Here is a 20,622-nt window from a genome sequence, read left to right on the forward strand (position 1 = left end):
GCGGCGCGCCGCCGCGCCTTCAGACCAGACGGCTCTGCTCGATCGCCGCGCCGACGAAGCCCTTGAACAGCGGGTGCGGCTCGAAGGGTCGCGACTTCAACTCCGGGTGAAACTGCACGCCGATGAAGAACGGGTGCCCAATATGCTCCACCGTCTCGGGCAGAAGCCCATCCGGCGAGACGCCCGAGAAGCGCAGGCCCTGGGCCTCCAGCCGCTCGCGATAGGCCATGTTGACCTCGTAGCGGTGGCGGTGGCGCTCGGAGATGTCCGTGGTGCCGTAGATCTGGGCGATCTTCGATTCGGGATCGAGCTTCGCGTCGTAGGCGCCGAGCCGCATCGTGCCGCCGAGATCGCCGGCGGCCGCGCGCCGCTCCAGCTCGTTGCCGCGCAGCCACTCGGTCAGCAGGCCGACCACCGGCTCGGCGGTCTCGCCGAACTCGGTCGAGTTGGCCTCCGGTAGGCCGGCGAGGGCGCGCGCCGCCTCGATCACCGCCATCTGCATGCCGAAGCAGATGCCGAGATAGGGGATGCGCTTCTCCCGGGCGAAGCGGGCTGCGCGGATCTTGCCCTCGGCACCCCGCTGTCCGAACCCGCCCGGGACCAGGATACCGTTGAGGCCTTCGAGGAAGGGCGCGGGATCCTCGCGCTCGAACACCTCGGCCTCGATCCATTCGAGGTTGACCTTCACCCGGTGGCTGATGCCGCCATGGGTCAGCGCCTCGGTCAGCGACTTGTAGGCGTCCTTGAGCCCCGTGTACTTGCCCACGATGGCGATGGAGACCTCGCCCTCTGGGTTGCGCACCCGCTCGGCGATGGTTTTCCAGCGGCCGAGATCCGGCTCCTCTCCGTGCTCCAGGCCGAAATGGCCGAGCACCTCGCGGTCGAGACCGGCCTGCCGGTAGGAGAGCGGCACCTCGTAGATCGACGCGACGTCCCGGGCCTCGATCACCGCGGTCTCGCGAACATTGCAGAACAGGGCGAGCTTGCGCCGCTCGTCGACGGGGATGTCGCGGTCGCAGCGGCAGAGCAGGATATCGGGCTGGATGCCGATCGAGCGCAGCTCCTTCACGGAATGCTGCGTCGGCTTGGTCTTCAACTCGCCCGCGGACGGGATGTAGGGCAGCAGCGTCAGGTGGACGTAGCAGCAGTTGCCCCGGGGGAGTTGCTGGCCGAGCTGGCGGATCGCCTCGAAGAACGGCAGCCCCTCGATATCGCCCACCGTGCCGCCGATCTCGACCAGCACGAAGTCGAACGCGTCGTTGCCTTCGAGGACGAAGTCCTTGATCGCGTTGGTGACGTGCGGGATCACCTGAATGGTCGCGCCGAGGTAGTCGCCCCGGCGCTCCTTGGCGATGATGTCCTGGTAGATCCGGCCGGTGGTGATGTTGTCGGCCCGGCTCGCCGGCACGCCGGTGAAGCGCTCGTAATGGCCGAGGTCGAGGTCCGTCTCGGCGCCGTCGTCGGTGACGAAGACCTCGCCGTGCTGGGTCGGGCTCATCGTGCCCGGATCGACGTTGAGATAGGGGTCGAGCTTGCGCATCCGAACCCGGTAGCCGCGGGCCTGAAGCACCGCCGCCAGGGCCGCCGAGGCCAGCCCCTTGCCCAGGGAGGAAACCACGCCGCCGGTGATGAAAACGTACCGCGTCATGGGCTTCGGTCCATAAAGAAGAGGCCGGCGTTTGCCAAACGCCGAATGCCCCGGCCCGTGTGGGAGCTGGGGATCGCTGGGCGCATTTGACGGCCCGGCACAGGCCGGACCGTCATGATTCGGGTTGGCTCCGGGTCAGCGCGACTGCGGCGCGTCCGGGACTCCCGGCTGGGCAGGAGCGGGTTGGGTAGGAGCGGGCTGGGCAGGAGCAGGCTGGGAGGGCTGGGCCGGCGCGGTGGCGGGGGCACGGTCCTGCTGCTGGCGCAGCGTGTCGAGCAGGTTGTCGGCGCCGGTCGGCTGCTTGGCGGGCTGACCCGCCTGCGGTGCGCCGGTGTCGAGGATCGATTTCGGCGCCTGCGCGCGGTGCGACATCACGGCTAGCAGCAGGCTGGTCGCGAAGAACAGCGCCGCCAGGATCGCGGTGGCACGCGTCAGGGCGTTGGCTTGGCCGCGGCCGGTCATGAAGCCCGCGACACCGCCGCCGCCCCCGCCGCCCAGCCCGAGGCCGCCCTCGGAGCGCTGCAGCAGCACGACGCCGATCAGCGCGAGCACGATGATGAGGTGGACGACGATCAGGACGGTCTGCATCGGTGTTCCGGAGGCGTGGTCTGGTCCGCGCGGCGGTCGCTGAGGGCCGGTCGCGGGGACCGCAGGGCGCGCGCAGGCGGCCGCTGCTCAGGACAACAGCCGCATATCTCGCTCGGCGCATACACCAATCGGGACCCGGCGCCAACTCGTTGATCGCGTGCGGATCGCGCGTTTCCCTCGCACCAACGTCTCGGCTGTGCTCTGATCCAGCGGGTAAGGACGGATCACCCAATCCCCGTCCCACGCCGGGAAGAACGCCATGCCGATGTCACGCCGCGCAGCGCTCGCCGCTGTCCTCGCCACGTCCGCGCTGATGGAGCCGGTATCTGCTGCCGAGCAGCCCCAAGACCAGAAGGCCGTGGTCGAGACGCAAGTGGATGCGCTCACGAAGGCCCTCCTCGCCGGCGACGGCGCTGCCCTCGACGCGCTGACCCATGACGGGCTCAGCTACGGTCATTCGAGCGGCGTCGTGCAGGACAAGGCGGCCTTCATCGCGCCGCTCGCCAGCAAGCGCGCCTCCTTCCCGAGCATCACCCTGTCGGACCGCTCGGTCTCGGTGGTGGGCGACGATGCGATCGCCCGACATGTCTTCACCGGGGAATCGGTATCGGACGGCAAGACCTCCCCGGTCCATATCGGCGTGCTACAGGTCTGGCACCGCGATGCCGGCCGCTGGCGCCTGCTCGCCCGTCAGGCTTTCAAGATCTGACGGGCGCGGCCCACAGCGGGCGATCGCCGAGAGCCGTGCCCGATCGCGTTGCAATCGAGCACGGCTCAAATCCTTTGTTGTGACGCGCTTTCTTGCGCCGAACCGGTGTCCCCTTCGACGGAGAGCGCTTCAGTACTTCGACGGGACGTGCATCTCGGCCGGGATCGGCGCGCGGATATAGTCGGCGTGCCGGACCCGTGCCGGCAGCTCCACCGCCGGATGTTCCACCGTGCCGTAGGGGATCTGCTCCAGCAGGTGGTGGATGCAGTTCAGCCGCGCGCGCTTCTTGTCCACCGCCTCCACGACCCACCAGGGCGCCTCGGGGATGTGCGTGCGCGTCAGCATGTCCTCTTTGGCGTGGGTGTAGTCCTCCCACCGGCGGCGGGATTCGACGTCCATCGGGGAGAGCTTCCACTGCTTCAGCGGGTCGGCGATGCGCATGTTGAAGCGCATGGCCTGCTCCTCGTCGGTGATCGAGAACCAGTATTTCAGCAGCACGATCCCGGAGCGCACGAGCATCCGCTCGAACTCGGGCACCGAGCGGAAAAACTCCTCGACATCCGCTTCGGTGCAGAAGCCCATCACCCGTTCCACGCCGGCCCGGTTGTACCAGGAGCGGTCGAACAGTACGATCTCGCCGCCGGCGGGCAGGTGGGCGATGTAGCGTTGGAAATACCACTGCGTGCGCTCGCGCTCGCTCGGCGCCGGCAGCGCGGCGACCCGGCAGACGCGCGGGTTCAGGCGCTGGGTGATCCGCTTGATCACGCCGCCCTTGCCGGCCGAATCGCGCCCCTCGAACAGCACGACCACGCGCAGCTTGTTGTGCTGCACCCAGTCCTGAAGCCGGACCAGCTCGTGCTGGAGGCGCAGGAGTTCCCGGAAATAGAATCGACGGTCCAGGCCGGATCCGGTCCCCCCCTCGAGACTGTCGAGACGATCCTCCTCGAAGCCGAGTTCGATCTCCTCGTCGTAACTGTCGAGGATCTCCCGGCGGATCGTCTCCATCAAGGAGGCGTCGGTGAGGCTCTGATCGTCCGTCATGGTTCGAATCGCGGTGGTGGAAGACCGCGTTTCCTAAGCAGGATCGTATGACAGCCCCGAGAACGTTCTGACGGTGCGCGTCCGCGGGCTCACGCGTAGGCGGCGCAGATCCCCAGGAAATCCTCGGCGACAAGGCTGGCGCCGCCGACCAGCGCGCCATCGACATTGTCGACCGACAGTAGTTCGCGGGCATTGCCGGGCTTCACGGAGCCGCCGTAAAGGATGCGGATCTTCTGCGCCTCGTCGCCAACCAGTTTGTCGAGCATCTCGCGCAGAGAGGCGTGGACCTCCGCGATGTCCCGCGGGGTCGGGGTCCGGCCGGAGCCGATCGCCCAGACCGGCTCGTAGGCGATCACCGTGTCGGCCGCCGTGGCGCCCTTCGGCAAGCCGATGGCGAGCTGGGCGCGGACGATGTCGAGGGCACGGCCCTGCTCGCGCTCCTCGATGGTCTCACCCACGCAGATGATTCCGCACAGGCCCGCCCGCCGGGCGCCGAGCGCCTTGGCGTGGACGCCGTCATCGGTCTCGTGGTGATAGGCGCGCCGCTCGGAATGGCCGACGATCACGTAGCGGGCGCCGAGATCGGCCAGCATCTCGGCCGAGATCGAGCCCGTGAAGGCGCCGCTCGGACGCGCGTGCAGATTTTGGCCGCCGATTGCGATGGGCGAGCCGGCCGCCGCCGCGACGCAGGCACTGATCAGCGTCGCGGGCGGGCAGATCAGCACGTCGATGCGGCCGGCCAGCTCCGGGGAGAGACCGCCGCGGATCGCTTCGACCACCTGGATCGACGCCCGCGTGCCGTTCATCTTCCAGTTGCCGGCGACCAGCGGTCTGCGCCCCGACTGCGTCATTCCTGTCCCGCCTCGCTATGCCGTTTGCAAGTTGTCGCGGCCTACCAGAGCGAGCTTGAGCGCGCAAACCGATGCGGATAGCCGAGCCTTTGCCTGTGGACGCGAATGGTCTATCGCGGTCGGCTTTCAGGACACGTGCCGTCCCGGCGACGGGGCGGCCGCCGAAGGTATCCGATCGCAATCATGCTTCAGGGCATCCGCAACGCCAGCCAGCATTGGCTCGGCAAGATCGTCTTGACGGTCATCTTCACCCTGCTGATCGCGGGCGTGGGCATCTTCGGCGTCGAGGAGTTCTTCCGCGGCGGCGCCAACAGCAACGTGGCCACGGTCGGCAGCACGCCGATCACCGCCGAGCAGGTGCGCCAAGCCTATCAGAACCAGATGCAGCGCTACCAGGTGCAGCTGAAGCGCGCGCTCACCCCCGATCAGGCGCGAATGCTCGGCCTCGACCGGCAGGTCATGGCGCAGCTGATCACCGAGGCCGCCCTCGATCAGAAGACGCATGATCTCGGCCTCGCCGTGCCGGATTCCGCGGTGATCCGGGCGATCCACGACGAGAAAAGCTTCCAGAACGCGCAAGGGCAGTTCGAGCCGCAGCTGTTCTACCAGACCCTGCAGCGGGCCGGGTTGAACGAGGGGATGTTCGTGCGCGAGCAGCGCTCGGTGATCGCGCGCCTGCAGCTCGCCGAAGCCGTCTCGGCCGACCTGCACGTGCCGGTGGCGTTGCGCGAGGCCGTCCACCGCTACGCGACCGAGCGCCGCGCCGCGTCGTACCTGATGCTGACGCCCTCGACCGCCGGTCAGATCCCGGATCCGACCGACGAGGAGCTGAAGAGCTGGTACGAGGCCAACAAGTCGGGCTTCCGCGCGCCGGAATTCCGCACCGCCAACCTTCTGGTGGTCGATCCGGACGCGATGGCCAAACCCGATGCGATCAGCGAGGCCGATGCCCGCGCCGCCTACGCCCTGAACAAGGATCGTTTCGGCAGCCCTGAGAAGCGCACGATCCAGCAGATCGTCTTCCCCGACAGGATCGCCGCCGAGGCCGCCCGCAAGGCGATCGAGGACGGCTCCAAGACCTTTGAGGCCGTCGCCACGGAGCGCGGCACCGATGACAAGGACCTCGCCCTCGGGACGCTCAGCAAAGCCGAGCTGTTCGACACCGTGGTGGCCGATGCCGCCTTTGCGCTGCCGGAGGGCGGCGTCAGCCAGCCGGTCCAGGGTCGCTTCGGCACCGTGCTCCTGCGCGTGACCAAGATCGAGCCCGGGACCGTGAAGCCGTTCGAGGCGGTGGAAGGCGAGATCCGCAAGGGCCTTGCGCTCGCCCGCGCCCGCGACGCCATGGAGACGACCCGCGACGCGATCGAGGATCAGCGCGCCGGTGCCAAGCCGCTCACCGACATCGCGGCGGAGCGCGGCCTCAAGCTGATCGCCGTGAAGGCCGTGGATCCCAACGGCAAGGACCCCGAGGGGAAGAAGGTCGCCGACATCCCGGATGCCGACACCACGCTGCCGGCCCTGTTCCGCGCCGAGATCGGCGGCGACAACGAGCCCCTGCGGACCAAGGCCGGCGGCTACGTCTGGTACGACGTGACCAACATCGACCCCGCGCACGACAAGCCGCTCGATCAGGTGAAGGACGGCGTGAAGGCCGGCTGGACCGCCACCGAGATCGCCAAGCGCCTCCAGACCAAGGGGCGCGAGCTTGTGGAGAAGATCAACAAGGGCGAGTCCATGGAGGATGTCGCCAAGGACGTCGGCATCAACCTGCAGGAAGCGCAGGACCTGTCGCGCAACCAAGCCAAGGACATGCTGACGGCCGACGACGTCAACCTCGTCTTCGCGACGCCGGTGGGCAAGGCCGGGACTGCGGCGGCGAACGACTCACGCGCGGTGTTCAAGGTGACGTCCGCGACCGTGCCGGCCTTCGTGGCCGAAAGCCCAAGCGACAGGACGATCGCGCAGAACTTCCAGTCCGCGCTCGCCGACGACGTACTGTCCGAGTACATCACCGAGGTCCAGAAGAACGCCGGCGTGAAGGTCGACGCGACGGCCCTGCGCCGGGCCATCGGCGGCGAGTATTGAGGCGATGGCCGAGGCGTCTGACTACGCGGCCTTCGCGGAGCGCTACGAGGCCGGCCAGCCGAGCTTCGTCGCGCTGAGCCTCGTGGCCGATCTGGAAACGCCGGTGGCGGCCTTCCTCAAGCTGCGCGCGCGGCATGCGGGTCCGGCCTTCCTGCTGGAATCGGTCGAGGGCGGCGCCGTGCGTGGGCGCTACTCGATGATCGGCCTCGATCCGGATCTTGTCTGGCGCTGCCGGGATGGCGTGCCCGCGATCGCCCGCGGGGCCGACCTCACCCATTTTGAACCCGACGACCGGGCGCCGCTCGCGAGCCTGCGCGCCCTGATCGCCGAGAGCGCTATCGGCGACGAAGGCCAGGATCTGCCGCCCATGGCGGCGGGCCTGTTCGGCTATCTCGGCTACGACATGGTCCGCGCCATGGAGCGGCTGCCGGAGCCGAACCCCGATCCGCTGGGCGTGCCCGACGCGATCCTGGTCCGGCCGCGGGTGATGGTGGTGTTCGACTCAATCCGGGACATCATCACCGTGGTCTCGCCGGTGCGGCCCGCCGCCGGTATCGCCGCGCGATCGGCCTACGAGGATACGCTCCAGCGCCTCGACCGGGTTGCGGAAGCCCTCGAAGGACCGCTGCCGATCGAGGCCCGGGTGGACCTGTCCGCGGTCGCCCATCCCGAGCCGGTCTCGAACACGACGCCGGACGACTTCTCCGCCCGGGTGGCGCGGGCCAAGGAATACATCGTCGCGGGCGACGTGTTTCAGGTGGTGCTGTCGCAGCGCTTCTCGGCGCCGTTCACCCTGCCGGCCTTCAGCCTGTACCGCTCGCTCCGGCGCACCAACCCGGCGCCGTTCCTCTGCTATCTCGATTTCGAGACCTTCCAGATCGTCTGTTCCTCGCCGGAAATCCTGGTGCGGGTGCGCGAGGGCACCGTCACGGTGCGCCCGATCGCCGGAACCCGCCGCCGCGGCGCGACGCCGGCCGAGGATGCGGCCTTGGCCGAGGAGCTGCTCGCCGATCCCAAGGAGCGGGCCGAGCATCTGATGCTGCTCGACCTCGGCCGCAACGATGCCGGCCGGGTCTCGCGGATCGGCAGCGTCCGGGTGACGGATTCGTTCTTCATCGAGCGCTACAGCCAGGTGATGCACATCGTGTCGAACGTGGAGGGCGACCTCGACCCGCGCCACGACCCGCTCGACGCCCTGGCGGCGGGTTTCCCGGCCGGCACGGTCTCGGGTGCCCCGAAGGTGCGGGCCATGGAGATCATCGACGAGCTGGAGCACGAGAAGCGCGGGCCCTATGCCGGCTGCATCGGCTATTTCGGTGCGCGGGGCGAGATGGATACCTGCATCGTGCTCCGCACGGCGGTGGTGAAGGACGGGCGGATGCACGTCCAGGCCGGCGCCGGGATCGTGTACGATTCCGATCCTGCCTCCGAGCAGCAGGAATGCGTCAACAAGGCCAAAGCTTTGTTCCGGGCCGCCGAGGAGGCGGTGCGGTTCGCCGCTCAGGCGAAGCGCGGGCAATAAAGGGTGGCGCTTCGGACTCTCCAGGACAGAACCTCATCCTGAGGTGCCGAAGCGCAGCGGAGGCCTCGAAGGAGATCTCCAGTCCGCATCGCGATTCTTGGAGCCCTCCTTCGAGGCCCGCTGACGCGGGCACCTCAGGATGAGGTCTCTGGATGGGGAGGGCGAGCTGAGCATCACGCCCAGTTGACCGCCTCGCCCCGAGCGGTCACATCGCCTCCATGCCCGAGCGTGCCGCCGCGATGCCCAACGTCCTCGTTATCGACAACTACGATTCCTTTACGTGGAATCTCGTGCACCTGATCGGCCCGCTTTGCGGCGCGATCGACGTGGTGCGCAACGATGCGCTGACCGTCGCCGATATCCGCGCCAAGGCCCCGGACGCCATCGTGCTCTCGCCCGGCCCCTGCACGCCCAACGAGGCGGGGGTGTGCCTCGATGTGGTGCGGGACCTGTCGGACGAAATCCCGATCTTCGGCGTCTGCCTCGGCCTCCAGGCGATCGGCCAGGCCTTCGGCGGGGACGTAGTCCGGGCGCCGCTGCCGCTGCACGGCAAGGTCTCGACCATCCGGCATGGGGCCAGCGGCCTGTTCCGCGGCCTCAACGACAGTTTCGAGGCGACGCGCTACCACTCCCTGGTTGTCGACCGCGCCAGCTGCCCGGCGGCGCTGAAGGTGACTGCCGAGGCGGACGGTCTGATCATGGGGCTGGAGCATGCCGAGCGCCCGCTCCACGGCGTGCAGTTCCATCCGGAGAGTATCCGCTCGCAGCACGGCACCGAGATCGTGAAGAATTTTCTGGATCTCGCCGCCGCCTGGAACGCGGCGCGTGACAGGACCCGCTCCGACGTGCATTGACCCGCGGGAGGCCGGGGCGGCCCTCCGACAGAGCGCATGGACAGTTTCAGACCCCATCTCGCGAAGGTCGCCGGGGGCCTCGCCCTCGACCGCGCCGAGGCGCGGGCAGCCTTCGACGACCTGCTGTCGGGCGAGGTGACGCCGGTCCAGGCCGGCGCCTTCCTGACCGCCCTCAAGGTCCGCGGCGAGACCATCGCGGAGATCGTCGGCGCCGCAGAAGCGATGCGGGCGCGCATGACCCGCGTCGCGGCGCCCGAGGGCGCCATCGACGTTGTGGGCACCGGCGGCGACCATTCCGGCAGCGTGAACGTCTCGACGCTCGCCGCCATCCTGGTGGCCGCCTGCGGTGTGCCGGTCGCCAAGCACGGCAACCGTGCCGCGACCTCCCGCTCCGGCGCCGCCGACGTGCTGGCTGCGCTGGGCGTGAAGCTCGGGCTCGATGCCGAGGGCCAGGCCCGCTGCCTGGAGCAGGCCGGCCTCTGCTTCCTGTTCGCGCAGACCCACCACCCGGCGATGCGGCACGTCGCGCCGGTGCGCTCGGAACTGCCGGTCCGGACGATCTTCAACCTGCTGGGTCCGTTGAGCAATCCGGCCGGCGTCGCCTACCAGCTGTTCGGCGTGGCCCAGGAGGCTTTGGCCGAGCCGCTGACCCGGGTGCTCGCGGAACTCGGCAGCCGCCGGGTCTGGACCGTTCACGGCTCGGACGGACTCGATGAGATCACCGTCACTGGTCCGACCCGGGTGGTCGCCCTGGACGAGGGCCGGATCTCCCGCTTCACCATCGATCCGCGAGAGCTCGGCCTGACGCTTCGCCCGCCCGAGGAATTGCGCGGCGGTGATCCCGAAGACAACGCCCGCGCGCTCGAAGCGGTGCTCGCCGGTGCGCGCAACGCCTACCGGGACATCGCGGCGCTCAATGCGGGCGCTGCACTCGTGGTCGCGGGCGCCGCACCGACCCTGGCGGACGGGCTCGCGCGGGCGCAGGATGCCGTCGAGTCCGGGGCGGCCCGGGAGACGCTCGCCCGGCTCGTCCGTGCCTCGAACGACCGCTCCCATGGACAGGAGGGCCGATGAGCTCGCTTACGCAAGAGCCGACCCACGAGACGGGCGCCGAAGCGCCGACCGAGCGGCCCAACGTGCTCGCCAAGATCGAGGCCTACAAGCGCCGGGAGATCGCGGAGGCGAAGTTGCGCGTGCCCCTGGCCAAGCTCGAGCGCAAGGTCGCACAGGCCGACCCGGTCCGCGGCTTCGCGGCGGCGATCCGTGCGCACCTGGCGGAGAATCGGCCGGCCCTCATCGCCGAGGTGAAGAAGGCCTCGCCCTCGAAGGGTCTGATCCGGGCCGATTTCGACCCCGCCAGCCTGGCGGCCGCCTATGCGGCCGGCGGCGCGACCTGCCTGTCCGTGCTGACCGACGAACCCTCGTTCCAAGGGCGGCCGGACTATCTGACCGCGGCGCGCGCGGCCTGCGGGCTGCCGGCCCTGCGCAAGGATTTCATGTTCGAACCCTATCAGGTCTACGAGGCCCGGGCCTGGGGGGCGGACTGCATCCTCGTCATCATGGCCTGCCTCGATGACGACGAGGCCGTCGCGTTGGTCGAGACCGCGCATCTCCTCGAGATGGACGTTCTGGTCGAGATCCACGACGAGGCTGAGCTGGCCCGGGCAATCCCCCTGGGCACGGCGATGATCGGGGTGAACAACCGCAATCTCAAGACCTTCGAGGTCTCGTTCGAGACGGCGATCCGCCTCGGGGCCGGCATCCCCGCGGACCGGATCGCCGTGGCCGAGAGCGGCATCGGCGATCACGCCGACGTGGCCCGCCTCGGGAAGCACGGTCTCGGCGTCGTGCTGGTCGGCGAGAGCCTGATGCGGCAGGCCGACGTGACGGCCGCGACCCGCACGCTGCTGTTCGGCGACGGCCAAGGGGACGACAAGGGGAACGGCAAGGACGCCAAGAAGCGGAAGAAGGGCTGAACCATGGAGCCCGGCACGACGCTCACCCATCTCGATACCAGCGGCGCGGCCAATATGGTCGACGTCACCGACAAGCCCGCCACCGATCGCACTGCCCGGGCGGAGGGCACCATCGTGATGGAGCCCAAGACCCTGGCGCTGATCCGCGAGGGGGATGCCAAGAAAGGCGATGTGATCGGCACCGCGCGGCTCGCCGGCATCATGGCGGCCAAGCGCACCCACGAGCTGATCCCCCTATGCCACCCGCTGCTCCTGTCCAAGGTTCGGGTCGAGATCGAGCCCGACGACGCGTTGCCGGGTCTGCGTATCGCCGCCGAGGTGCGGGTGCAGGGACCGACCGGTGTCGAGATGGAGGCGCTGACCGCGGTGTCGGTGGCGTGCCTGACGGTCTACGACATGGTGAAGGCGGTCGATCGCGGCATGCGGATCGAGGGCATCCGGCTGACCGCGAAGGATGGCGGCCGCTCCGGCGCCTACCGGGCGCCCGCTTCATGAGCGGCCTGATCCCGGTCGCCGAAGCGCTGGCGCGGGTTCTGGCGAGCGTCACGGGGCCGGTCGAGGCCGAGACCGTGCCGCTGGCTCAGGCTGCCGGGCGGACGCTGGCCGCCGACATCGCCGCCACCCGCACGCAGCCGCCGTTTCCGGCCTCCGCCATGGACGGCTACGCGGTCCGGAGCGCCGACGCCGACGTCGCGGGGGCGACCCTGCGCCTGATCGGGACCAGCGCGGCCGGCCACGGATTCTCGGGCGGCGTCGGTCCCGGCGAGGCGGTGCGGATCTTTACCGGGGCACCGGTGCCGGACGGCGCGGACGCGATTCTGATCCAGGAGGATGCGCAGGCCAACGGCGCGACCGTGCGGGTGGTCGAGCCGGTGGAGCCCAAGCGGTTCATCCGCCGCGCCGGGCTCGATTTCACGGCCGGAGACACGCTGCTGACGGCCGGCCTGACCCTGGATGCGCGACGCCTCGCCCTGGCGGCGGCGGCCGGCCATCCGGAACTGCCGGTCCGGCGCCGCCCCCGGGTGGCGATCCTGGCCACAGGGGACGAACTGGTCGAGCCCGGCGCGATTCCGGCCTGGGATCAGATCGTCGCGTCGAACAGTCTCGCCCTCGGGGCGCTGGCCGCCGAGGCGGGGGCGGAGATCATCGATCTCGGTATCGCTGCGGACGATCACGCGGCCCTGGCGGACGCCTTCCGGCGTGCCCGCGAGGCCCGGGCCGATCTGCTGGTGACGCTCGGCGGCGCATCGGTCGGCGACCACGATCTCGTCCAGGCCGCGCTGGCTCGGGAGGGCCTGGAACTCGGCTTCTGGCGGGTGGCGCTCCGGCCCGGCAAGCCGCTGATGCACGGCCGCCTCGGCGACATGCTGGTGATCGGGCTACCGGGAAACCCGGTTTCGTCCATCGTCTGCGGTCTGCTGTTCGTGGTGCCGGCGATCCGCGCGCTCCAGGGTGATCCTCAGGCCGGTGCGGATCGCAGCGAGCCGGCTTTGCTCGGTCGCGACCTCGCGGCCAACGATGGACGGGCCGACTACATGCGCGCGCGCCTCGCCGTCGAGCCGGGTCAGCTGCCTGTAGCAACACCCGAGCAGCGCCAGGATTCCTCGATGCTGGCGGTCCTGGGCCAAGCCGAGGCGTTGCTGATCCGCGCGCCGCATGAGCCCGCCGCCCGGGCCGGTGATCCCGGCCGGATCATCCGGCTGGACCGCCGCCTGCTCTGAGGGGGGCAGGCGTCACCCGCCACACCTTGAGGGGGCCGGGCAGGCTGAGCGGCACCAGCCTATCGGAGTGCGCCGTGCCCTGGGTAAGCCGTGTGGCGAAGGCCGTCTCGGGCTGAAGTTCCTCGGCCGGTCGGGCCGGGCAGGCGACGAGGTAGTCGACCCTGAAATCCGTCAGCACCCGATCCAAATCCGCCTGTGTGCCCCCCAGCCCCTCGATCGCCGCCGTGAGACCGGGGATTGCCCGATGATACGGCGCCGCCACAATCCGGTGCGGCGTGTGAAGCAGGATCGCAGGCCCGATGAGAATCGGGGCCAGGACAGTGCCGGGCGGAAGGGTCTTGAGAGGCGCGAGCGCCTCCTCACTGCGGCAGGCACTCGCGCCGACGGGATCCGGCGCCGTCCGCGCGGCGGGTGCCAGCGCCTCGGCGAGAACGGCGGGTGCTATCCAGAACGTGCTGATGAGGCCGCCGCCGAGGAGCGCCACGCCCCAGCGGAGCAGGCTGTTTCGGGGGCCGATAGCATCCCGGAGCGCGCTCGAGCCGTGCCCGTTGCCATCGAGGACGGCTCCGGACCTTTTTCGTGGTGCGCTCCCCCCCGAATCGACGTCCACTCCGGCGGAAAGCGCTCGAGCCAGGATGGCCCCCGCCACCAGCGGCACGAAGCCGGAGGCGATGTAGAGGCCACGGAACTGGAATAGGCCGAGGATCAGGCCGGGCCACAGGAACAGAGCCATGACCGCCCAGGCCCGCCGCTGCGGTCCGCGCCAGGCCATCCAAGTCGCGGCGGCTGTGGCGAGCACCACCACCGGATAGAACACCAGGGCTTCCCACTGCCCCCGGGCGATGAATTTCGGCAGCGAGGCCATTTCGTTCACCGTGAGCAGCCAGTGATCCCGCACGAGGGGTGGCATGTCGGGGAACGGTCCGCCCAGGCAGATCGGGAAGGCGAGGGCGAAGCCGGCGAGCAGGATCGCGCCGCAGAGGCCGGCCACAGCGCTGCGTGCCCGGATCGACGCGAGCCGATCACCAGCTGCAGTGGCGCAGAGGGCCAGGAGCAGGCCACCGAGGGTGAGCCACAGCCAGGGCGGCGAGAGCGCGTCGCAGCGTGTGGCGGTCCAAAGCCCGGGCGCCGTCTGCGCGGCGAACAACGCCGGCGCGGCGACGCCGAGCCCGAGGCCGAAGCCGGCCAGGAGCGGGCGCGCGGGGCGACCGCGCAGGCACCAATCCCCAACGAGGAACAGGGCCGCCACGGCGATGGACGGCAGCCCCTCCAGCCCGACCGCCAGCGACAGCGCCGCCAACGCGCCGCCGATCAGGCCGCTCCGCAATCCGCCCCGGATCATGCACAGCGCGAGGCCGACGATTGTGATGATCTGGACGTTGTGATGGTCGACCCGCCCTACCGCGAACTGGAGGGTCACGCCGAGGGTCTGCGTCGCCGCGATGAGCGCGAGGATCGCCGCGTGCCGGCCGAAATTCGCCCGCGCACCGCGATACAGAACCCCGCAATACAGCCCGAACAGCAGCAGCGGCCACAGGGCGGCGGCCAGACCCTCTGCGAGGCCCCGGCCGGCCACGGGCGTCAGGATCAGGATCAACCCCGCGATCGGCGCATCCACCAGCCGCGACCAGTGGCTCGGAACGCCCGCGGGGGCGAGGAAGCGGTACTGAAGATTATCGTACCAGCCCTGGCCGGCGAGGAGGTCACGCACCTCCACGAGGCGCATGGCGTCGTCGGTATCCGGCACGCGCAGGTGATGGATCGTGGCCCACAGGTCGGCGGGCGGCACCAAAGTGGCGAGGCACAGTCCAGCCAGCGCCCACAGGACGCTACGGGGCGCGACCCGGACGTGCGGTCGGGCAGTCGGCAGCGCCGGAGCAGGCATGGTCTGTCACTGAGACGGGCAGCCGAGGCCCTCGGCAGCGAGGTTGCGCCGACAGGCTTAACGATCGGTCAAGACCGGCTATTTCCGCTGCCTTCAACGCCTCCGAGACGCCTGGGATTGTCCGGTGACGATCACTTTTCTCGCCGGAGACTGGCATTCGCCGGCACGACACGCCTGGACCGCCAGCGATTCCTTAACCATGGCTCCGCATCCTCGCGGCAGGTCGGCGCTGCGCGCGTCGTGCGACCCAAGAATCGCCGGAGCACGGGATGAGCCACCACACCGAGACGCTGGTGATCGGCGCGGGGCCCGCGGGCCTCACCGCCGCCTACCTGCTGTCGAAGCAGGGCCGGTCCGTCACGGTTCTGGAGCGCGATCCGGCCCAGGTCGGCGGGATCTCGCGCACGGTCTCCCACAACGGTTACCTGTTCGATATCGGCGGGCACCGGTTCTTCTCGAAATCCCAGGCGGTGGTCGATCTCTGGGATGAGATCCTGCCGAACGACTTCATCGAGCGCCCGCGCCTATCGCGGATCTATTACCGCGGCCGCTACTACGCGTATCCGCTCAAGGCCTTCGAGGCGCTGCGGAATCTCGGTCTGCTCACCAGCGCGGCCTGCATGGCGTCGTACTTCTACGCCCGCCTGCGGCCGGTGCGGGAGCCGAAGACGTTCCACGCCTGGGTCCGCAATCAGTTCGGCGAGCGGTTGTTCTCGATCTTCTTCAAGACCTACACCGAGAAGGTGTGGGGCATGTCGTGCGATGCGATCTCGGCTGATTGGGCGGCGCAGCGCATCAAGGGGCTCGATCTCGGCTCGGCAATCCGCGACGGGATCAAGCGCTCGCTTGGCCTGCGCAAACGGGCTCGTGCGGGCGCCCCGGTGATCAAGACGCTGATCGAATCGTTCCGCTACCCGCGGCGCGGCCCCGGGATGATGTGGGAGGCGGCCGCCGCCAAGATCCGGGCGCAGGGCGGGAAGGTGCTGCTCGACCGCGGCGTGGATTCCCTCAGCTTCGACGCCGGAACCGGCATCTGGACCGTGGCGGCCCGCCGCGCCGATGGCAGCCGCGAGACTTTCACGGCTCGCGACGTGGTCTCCTCAGCTCCAGTCCGCGAGCTGGTGGATTCGATCCGGCCGCGCCCGCTGAGCACCTTCAATGCCCGGTCGCTGCAGTATCGCGACTTCCTCACCGTCGCTCTCATCGCAAAGTCGCAGAAGAATTTCCCCGACAACTGGATCTACATTCATGATCCATCGGTGCAGGTCGGGCGAGTGCAGAACTTCCGCTCGTGGTCACCCGAGATGGTGCCGGACGCGGACCATACCTGCCTCGGCCTCGAATATTTCTGCTTCGAGGGCGACGGGCTGTGGAGCGCCTCGGACGATGAACTCGTCGCGCTCGCCAAGCGCGAGATCGGGCAAATCGGTCTGATCGACCCCGCCGAGGTCGTGGATGCCTGCGTGGTCCGGCAGGCCAAGGCCTATCCCGTCTACGACGAGGAGTATGCCGGCCACGTCGCCACGGTACGCCGCGAACTGGAGCGGGATTTCCCGACCCTGCACCTCGTCGGCCGCAACGGCATGCACAAGTACAACAACCAGGACCACGCGATGATGACCGCGATGCTCACCGTGGAGAACATCCTCTGCGGTCAGCGCCGACACGATGTCTGGCGGGTCAACGAGGATGCCGAGTACACGGAGGCCGGCCTGTCAGGGGCCGAGGCGGCTCTGGGCAGCGAGCGGCTGGTGCCGCGCAAGGTCGCCTGATCGGCGACAGGGTTCGGGCCGCGTCACCGGCGCGGCTTGTCCCTCGAAGTCGCGGCTCTATCGTTGCCACCCGGACATGCCCGACACCAGGGCAGCCGGGAGGATACGTCACGATGCGATCATTGATCATCGCCGCGCTGCTGGCCGGTGTCGCCGCGCCGGCCCTCGGGCAGGGCGCCGCGCCCGCCGAGACGAAGGCCAAGACCGACGACCTGCAGAAGCTCGAAGGCTTCCACAGCACGGACACGCAGCCCGCCCCCGAAATCCCGCAGACCGGCCGGCGCGCCGACGCGATCCGCAAGAACCTCGCGAAGGTCAAGCTGCCTGAGGGCTTCAAGATCGACCTCTACGCGGTGGTGCCGGATGCGCGCACGATCGCGGTCGGCCCCAATGCCGGCGTGCTGTTCGTCGGCACGCGCAAGAACAAGGTCTACACCGTCACCGACCGCGACAAGGACCGGGTCGCCGATGAGGTCCGCGCCTTCGCGCCGGGCATCGACTTCAAGATCCCGAACGGCGTCTGCTTCTCGAAGGACGGCGTGCTCACCGTGGTGGAGCAGAACCGCGTTCTGGCCTTCCCGGCCGCCGAGTTTTTCTATGAAAATCCCGACGTGGCGGCCGGCGTGCTCGTGAAGCAGGGCGAGTTGATCCCGACCTCGGAAGAAAGCTTCAACCACACCGCCCGCGTCTGCCGGGTCGGCGCCGACGGCAAGACCTACATCGCGCTCGGACAGCCCTACAACGTGCCCCCGGCCGAGAAGCTGGACCTGTACCGGAAAGTGGGGATCGGCGGCATCATCCGCATGGATGCCGATGGCAAGAACCGCGAGGTCTACGCCACCGGGATCCGCAATTCGGTCGGGATCGATTTCGCCGCCGACAAGTCGCTCTGGTTCACCGACAATCAGGTCGACGGCATGGGCGACGACAAGCCGCCGGGTGAGCTGAACCACGCCACCAAGGCGGGCGAGACGTTCGGCTTCCCGTGGTTTGGCGGCGGCGCGGTGCGCACGGTCGAGTACAAGGACCAGACCCCGCCGGCCGACGCGGTCGCCCCGATGGCCGAGTTGCCGCCGCACGCGGCCGATCTCGGCCTGACCTTCTACAACGGCAAGCAGTTCCCAGCGGCCTACAAGGGCGGGATCTTCATCGCCGAGCACGGCTCGTGGAACCGCACCGAGCCGGTGGGCGCCCGGGTGATGTTCGCCAAGCTCGGGGCCGACGGCAAGGTCGAGTCGGTCAAGCCCTTCGCGGAGGGCTGGCTCACCGGCGACGGCGAGTATCTCGGCCGTCCGGTGGACGTGGCGGTGATGCTCGACGGCTCGCTGCTGGTCTCGGACGATTCCGCCGGGGCGATCTACCGGATCTCGTACGAGAAGTAGTTTTTTGCAACTTGGCGCCTCCCTGCAAGGGAGGCGCTGCCGTTGCGAGCAAGCGCAACGCGCTCCCTCTCCCGTGCGGGAGAGGGTTGGGGTGAGGGATGCGACCTCTTCAGAAAGTTCTCGACCCTCACCCTGTCCCTCTCCCGCAAGGGAGAGGGGACCCGCGCTTCACCCGGAGGCGATTGGGCTTGTATTGGCCGCTTCAAAAGTTCGAGTTCGCCCGATGATCCGTCCGCTGCTTGTCCTCGCCGCTACGCTCGTCCCACTCACGGCCCAAGCCGGCGATGCGGCGCTCGGCAAGAAGCACGCGACCGCCTGCCAGACCTGCCACGGGATGGACGGTCTCTCGAAGCTACCGGAGGCGCCGAACCTCGCCGGGCAGGTCGAGCCCTATCTGGTGAAGGCGCTCACCGAGTACCGCGACGGCAAGCGGCAGAACGAGATCATGAACGTGGTCGCGAAGGAACTGTCGGACGCCGATATCGCCAATCTGGCGGCGTATTATTCGGGGATCCAGATCGACGTGCTGCCGCCGGGATAAGCGCCATCGCCGTCATTGCGAGCGCAGCGAAGCAACCCTGGGCAGCGGGCCGTCGACAAGCGTCGCGAAGTTGGATTGCTTCACGCCGCTCGCAGCGACGATGTTGATCAATCGTCCATCTTCAGCGCCGCGATGAACGCCTCCTGCGGGATCTCCACCCGCCCGAACTGGCGCATCTTCTTCTTGCCTTCCTTCTGCTTATCCAACAGCTTGCGCTTGCGCGAGATGTCGCCGCCGTAGCACTTGGCGGTGACATCCTTGGACAGGGCCTTGATCGTCTCGCGGGCGATGATCTTGCCGCCGATCGCCGCCTGGACCGGGATCTGGAACAGGTGGCGGGGGATCAGGTCCTTCAGCTTCTCGCACATGGCCCGGCCCCGCGACTCCGCGCGGGTGCGGTGGACCAGCATCGAGAGGGCGTCCACCGGCTCGGCGTTGACCAGGATCGACATTTTCACGAGGTCGCCCTCGCGGTAATCCGAGACGTGATAGTCGAACGACGCGTAGCCCTTCGAGATCGATTTCAGCCGGTCGTAGAAGTCGAACACCACCTCGTTCAGCGGCAGGTCGTAGACCACCATGGCGCGCTTGCCGACGTAGTTGAGGTCGATCTGGACGCCGCGGCGGTCCTGGCAGAGCTTGAGCACGCCGCCGAGATATTCGTCCGGCGTCAGGATCGTGGCGCGGATCCACGGCTCCTCGATCATCTCGATCTTCATGATGTCCGGCATGTCGGCCGGGTTGTGCAATTCCTTGGTCTCGCCGTCGCGCATCTTCAGGCGATAGACCACCGAGGGCGCCGTGGAGATCAGGTCGAGGTTGAACTCGCGCTCCAGCCGCTCCTGGATGATCTCCAGATGCAGAAGCCCCAGGAAGCCGCAGCGGAAGCCGAAGCCCAGGGCCGCCGAACTCTCCATCTCGTACGAGAAGGACGCGTCGTTCAGGCGCAGACGACCCATGGCCGAGCGCAGGTTCTCGAACTCGGCCGCGTCAACCGGGAACAGGCCGCAGAACACCACCGCCTGGACTTCCTTGAAGCCCGCCAGCATCTCTGTGGTCTGGCGCTTGTCCTCGGTGATGGTGTCGCCGACGCGGGTGTCGGCCACCTCCTTGATCGAGCCGGTGAAGAAGCCGACCTCGCCCGGGCCCAGCGCGTCGATATCCGCCATCTTGGGCCGGAACACGCCGATCCGGTCGACGCCGTAGACGGCGTCGGCGCCCATCATGCGGATGGTCATGCCCTTCTTCAGGTTGCCGTCGATGATCCGCACCAGCACGACGACGCCGAGATAGGCGTCGTACCAGCTGTCCACGAGCAGAGCCTTGAGCGGCGCGTCCCGGTTGCCCTTCGGTGCCGGTAGGCGGGTGACGATCGCTTCCAGCACCGCCTCGATGTTGAGGCCGGTCTTGGCCGAGATCGGCACGGCGTTCGAGGCGTCGAGGCCGATCACCTCCTCGATCTGCTCCTTGACCCGCTCAGGCTCGGCGGCCGGCAGATCGACCTTGTTTAGGACGGGCACAATTTCGTGATTGGCGTCGAGCGCCTGATAGACGTTGGCCAGCGTCTGCGCCTCGACGCCCTGGGACGCATCCACCACCAGCAACGAGCCCTCGCAGGCGGCGAGCGAGCGGGACACCTCGTAGGCGAAGTCGACGTGGCCGGGCGTGTCCATGAGGTTCAGGACGTAGTTCTGGCCGTCCTGCGCCTTGTATTCCAGGCGCACCGTCTGCGCCTTGATGGTGATGCCGCGCTCCTTCTCGATATCCATCGAGTCGAGCATCTGCTCGCTCATGTCGCGCAGCGCGACGGTGCCGGTGGCCTGGATCAGCCGGTCCGCCAGGGTCGATTTGCCGTGATCGATATGAGCGACGATCGAGAAGTTGCGGATGAATTCGATCGGGGCTGTCATCGGCATTCCGTTCGGGCGCGCGAAGACGCGCACCGTCTGATGTCGGGGCGTGTTCGGAAAGAGCGGCTCCCGCGCGAGATAGCAGTGCTACGGGAAGGCGCCAAGCGCAGCCGCGGCCGGCGCGCCATCCTGTCGCC

Annotated in this window: 17 protein-coding genes; 11 read left to right on the forward strand and 6 right to left on the reverse strand. The window is 68.8% G+C overall.

Annotated elements, in window-relative coordinates; genetic code table 11:
- Nucleotides 1-19: 19 nt before the first annotated feature.
- Together OXS27_RS14550 and secG are read right to left on the reverse strand one after the other, a co-directional pair.
- A complete protein-coding gene (locus tag OXS27_RS14550; RefSeq protein ID WP_243922824.1) occupies nt 20-1,648 on the reverse strand; it encodes a CTP synthase in 1,629 nt (542 codons plus the stop codon).
- Nucleotides 1,649-1,783: 135 nt separating this feature from the next.
- The gene (gene secG / locus OXS27_RS14555; RefSeq protein WP_243922822.1) at nt 1,784-2,236 is read right to left on the reverse strand and encodes a preprotein translocase subunit SecG; all 453 of its coding nucleotides are present in this window, start codon (nt 2,234-2,236) and stop codon (nt 1,784-1,786) included.
- 259 nt (nt 2,237-2,495) lie between these two features.
- Between secG and OXS27_RS14560 the strand changes: the two genes are divergently transcribed.
- Nucleotides 2,496-2,945, forward strand: coding sequence for a nuclear transport factor 2 family protein (locus OXS27_RS14560; RefSeq protein WP_243922820.1), 450 nt, complete (start codon nt 2,496-2,498; stop codon nt 2,943-2,945).
- Nucleotides 2,946-3,074: 129 nt separating this feature from the next.
- On the opposite strand, the gene ppk2 is transcribed toward OXS27_RS14560, so the two are convergent.
- Together ppk2 and tpiA are read right to left on the reverse strand one after the other, a co-directional pair.
- Nucleotides 3,075-3,986, reverse strand: coding sequence for a polyphosphate kinase 2 (ppk2, locus tag OXS27_RS14565; RefSeq protein ID WP_267356916.1), 912 nt, complete (start codon nt 3,984-3,986; stop codon nt 3,075-3,077).
- Nucleotides 3,987-4,075: 89 nt separating this feature from the next.
- Nucleotides 4,076-4,837, reverse strand: a complete 762-nt coding sequence (tpiA, locus tag OXS27_RS14570) for a triose-phosphate isomerase (RefSeq protein WP_243922816.1) — start codon at nt 4,835-4,837, stop codon at nt 4,076-4,078.
- A 183-nt stretch (nt 4,838-5,020) separates the two neighbouring features.
- Between tpiA and OXS27_RS14575 the strand changes: the two genes are divergently transcribed.
- The 7 genes from OXS27_RS14575 to glp all read left to right on the forward strand — a co-directional run bounded on the left by OXS27_RS14575 (nt 5,021) and on the right by glp (nt 12,995).
- The gene (locus tag OXS27_RS14575; protein ID WP_243922814.1) at nt 5,021-6,922 is read left to right on the forward strand and encodes a peptidyl-prolyl cis-trans isomerase; all 1,902 of its coding nucleotides are present in this window, start codon (nt 5,021-5,023) and stop codon (nt 6,920-6,922) included.
- A gap of 4 nt (nt 6,923-6,926) precedes the next feature.
- Nucleotides 6,927-8,444 carry an anthranilate synthase component I gene (gene trpE, locus OXS27_RS14580; RefSeq protein ID WP_243922812.1) on the forward strand — a complete coding sequence of 506 codons (1,518 nt, stop codon included), beginning with the start codon at nt 6,927-6,929 and terminating at the stop codon, nt 8,442-8,444.
- 239 nt (nt 8,445-8,683) lie between these two features.
- Entirely contained in the window at nt 8,684-9,298 is a 615-nt protein-coding gene (locus OXS27_RS14585; RefSeq protein WP_243922873.1) for an aminodeoxychorismate/anthranilate synthase component II, read from the forward strand.
- A 36-nt stretch (nt 9,299-9,334) separates the two neighbouring features.
- Nucleotides 9,335-10,372 (forward strand): anthranilate phosphoribosyltransferase, encoded by a 1,038-nt coding sequence (trpD, locus tag OXS27_RS14590; RefSeq protein ID WP_267356918.1) that lies wholly within the window; start codon nt 9,335-9,337, stop codon nt 10,370-10,372.
- Entirely contained in the window at nt 10,369-11,274 is a 906-nt protein-coding gene (gene trpC / locus OXS27_RS14595; RefSeq protein WP_267356920.1) for an indole-3-glycerol phosphate synthase TrpC, read from the forward strand. Before trpD ends, trpC begins: the two co-directional genes overlap by 4 nt.
- Before the next feature lie 3 nt (nt 11,275-11,277).
- Nucleotides 11,278-11,769 carry a cyclic pyranopterin monophosphate synthase MoaC gene (gene moaC, locus OXS27_RS14600; RefSeq protein ID WP_243922807.1) on the forward strand — a complete coding sequence of 164 codons (492 nt, stop codon included), beginning with the start codon at nt 11,278-11,280 and terminating at the stop codon, nt 11,767-11,769.
- On the forward strand, nt 11,766-12,995 hold the full coding sequence (gene glp, locus OXS27_RS14605) for a gephyrin-like molybdotransferase Glp (RefSeq protein ID WP_267356922.1): 1,230 nt from the start codon (nt 11,766-11,768) through the stop codon (nt 12,993-12,995). Before moaC ends, glp begins: the two co-directional genes overlap by 4 nt.
- Here the strand turns inward: glp and OXS27_RS14610 are convergent.
- Nucleotides 12,967-14,880: a hypothetical protein gene (locus OXS27_RS14610; protein WP_267356924.1), complete on the reverse strand. Its 1,914-nt coding sequence runs from the start codon at nt 14,878-14,880 to the stop codon at nt 12,967-12,969. The genes glp and OXS27_RS14610 overlap by 29 nt on opposite strands.
- A 269-nt stretch (nt 14,881-15,149) precedes the next feature.
- On the opposite strand from OXS27_RS14610, the gene OXS27_RS14615 reads away from it, so the two are divergent.
- The 3 genes from OXS27_RS14615 to OXS27_RS14625 all read left to right on the forward strand — a co-directional run bounded on the left by OXS27_RS14615 (nt 15,150) and on the right by OXS27_RS14625 (nt 18,575).
- On the forward strand, nt 15,150-16,652 hold the full coding sequence (locus OXS27_RS14615; RefSeq protein WP_267356926.1) for an NAD(P)/FAD-dependent oxidoreductase: 1,503 nt from the start codon (nt 15,150-15,152) through the stop codon (nt 16,650-16,652).
- A 113-nt stretch (nt 16,653-16,765) separates the two neighbouring features.
- Complete coding sequence (locus OXS27_RS14620; protein WP_267356928.1) at nt 16,766-18,034, forward strand: PQQ-dependent sugar dehydrogenase; 1,269 nt, start codon at nt 16,766-16,768, stop codon at nt 18,032-18,034.
- A 223-nt stretch (nt 18,035-18,257) separates the two neighbouring features.
- A complete protein-coding gene (locus OXS27_RS14625) occupies nt 18,258-18,575 on the forward strand; it encodes a cytochrome c (protein ID WP_243922797.1) in 318 nt (105 codons plus the stop codon).
- 107 nt (nt 18,576-18,682) lie between these two features.
- Here the strand turns inward: OXS27_RS14625 and lepA are convergent, their stop codons facing one another.
- Nucleotides 18,683-20,485 carry a translation elongation factor 4 gene (lepA, locus tag OXS27_RS14630; RefSeq protein WP_243922795.1) on the reverse strand — a complete coding sequence of 601 codons (1,803 nt, stop codon included), beginning with the start codon at nt 20,483-20,485 and terminating at the stop codon, nt 18,683-18,685.
- Nucleotides 20,486-20,622: the final 137 nt, after the last annotated feature.

Source organism: Methylobacterium sp. GC_Met_3, assembly GCF_026540775.1.
GTDB lineage: Bacteria > Pseudomonadota > Alphaproteobacteria > Rhizobiales > Beijerinckiaceae > Methylobacterium.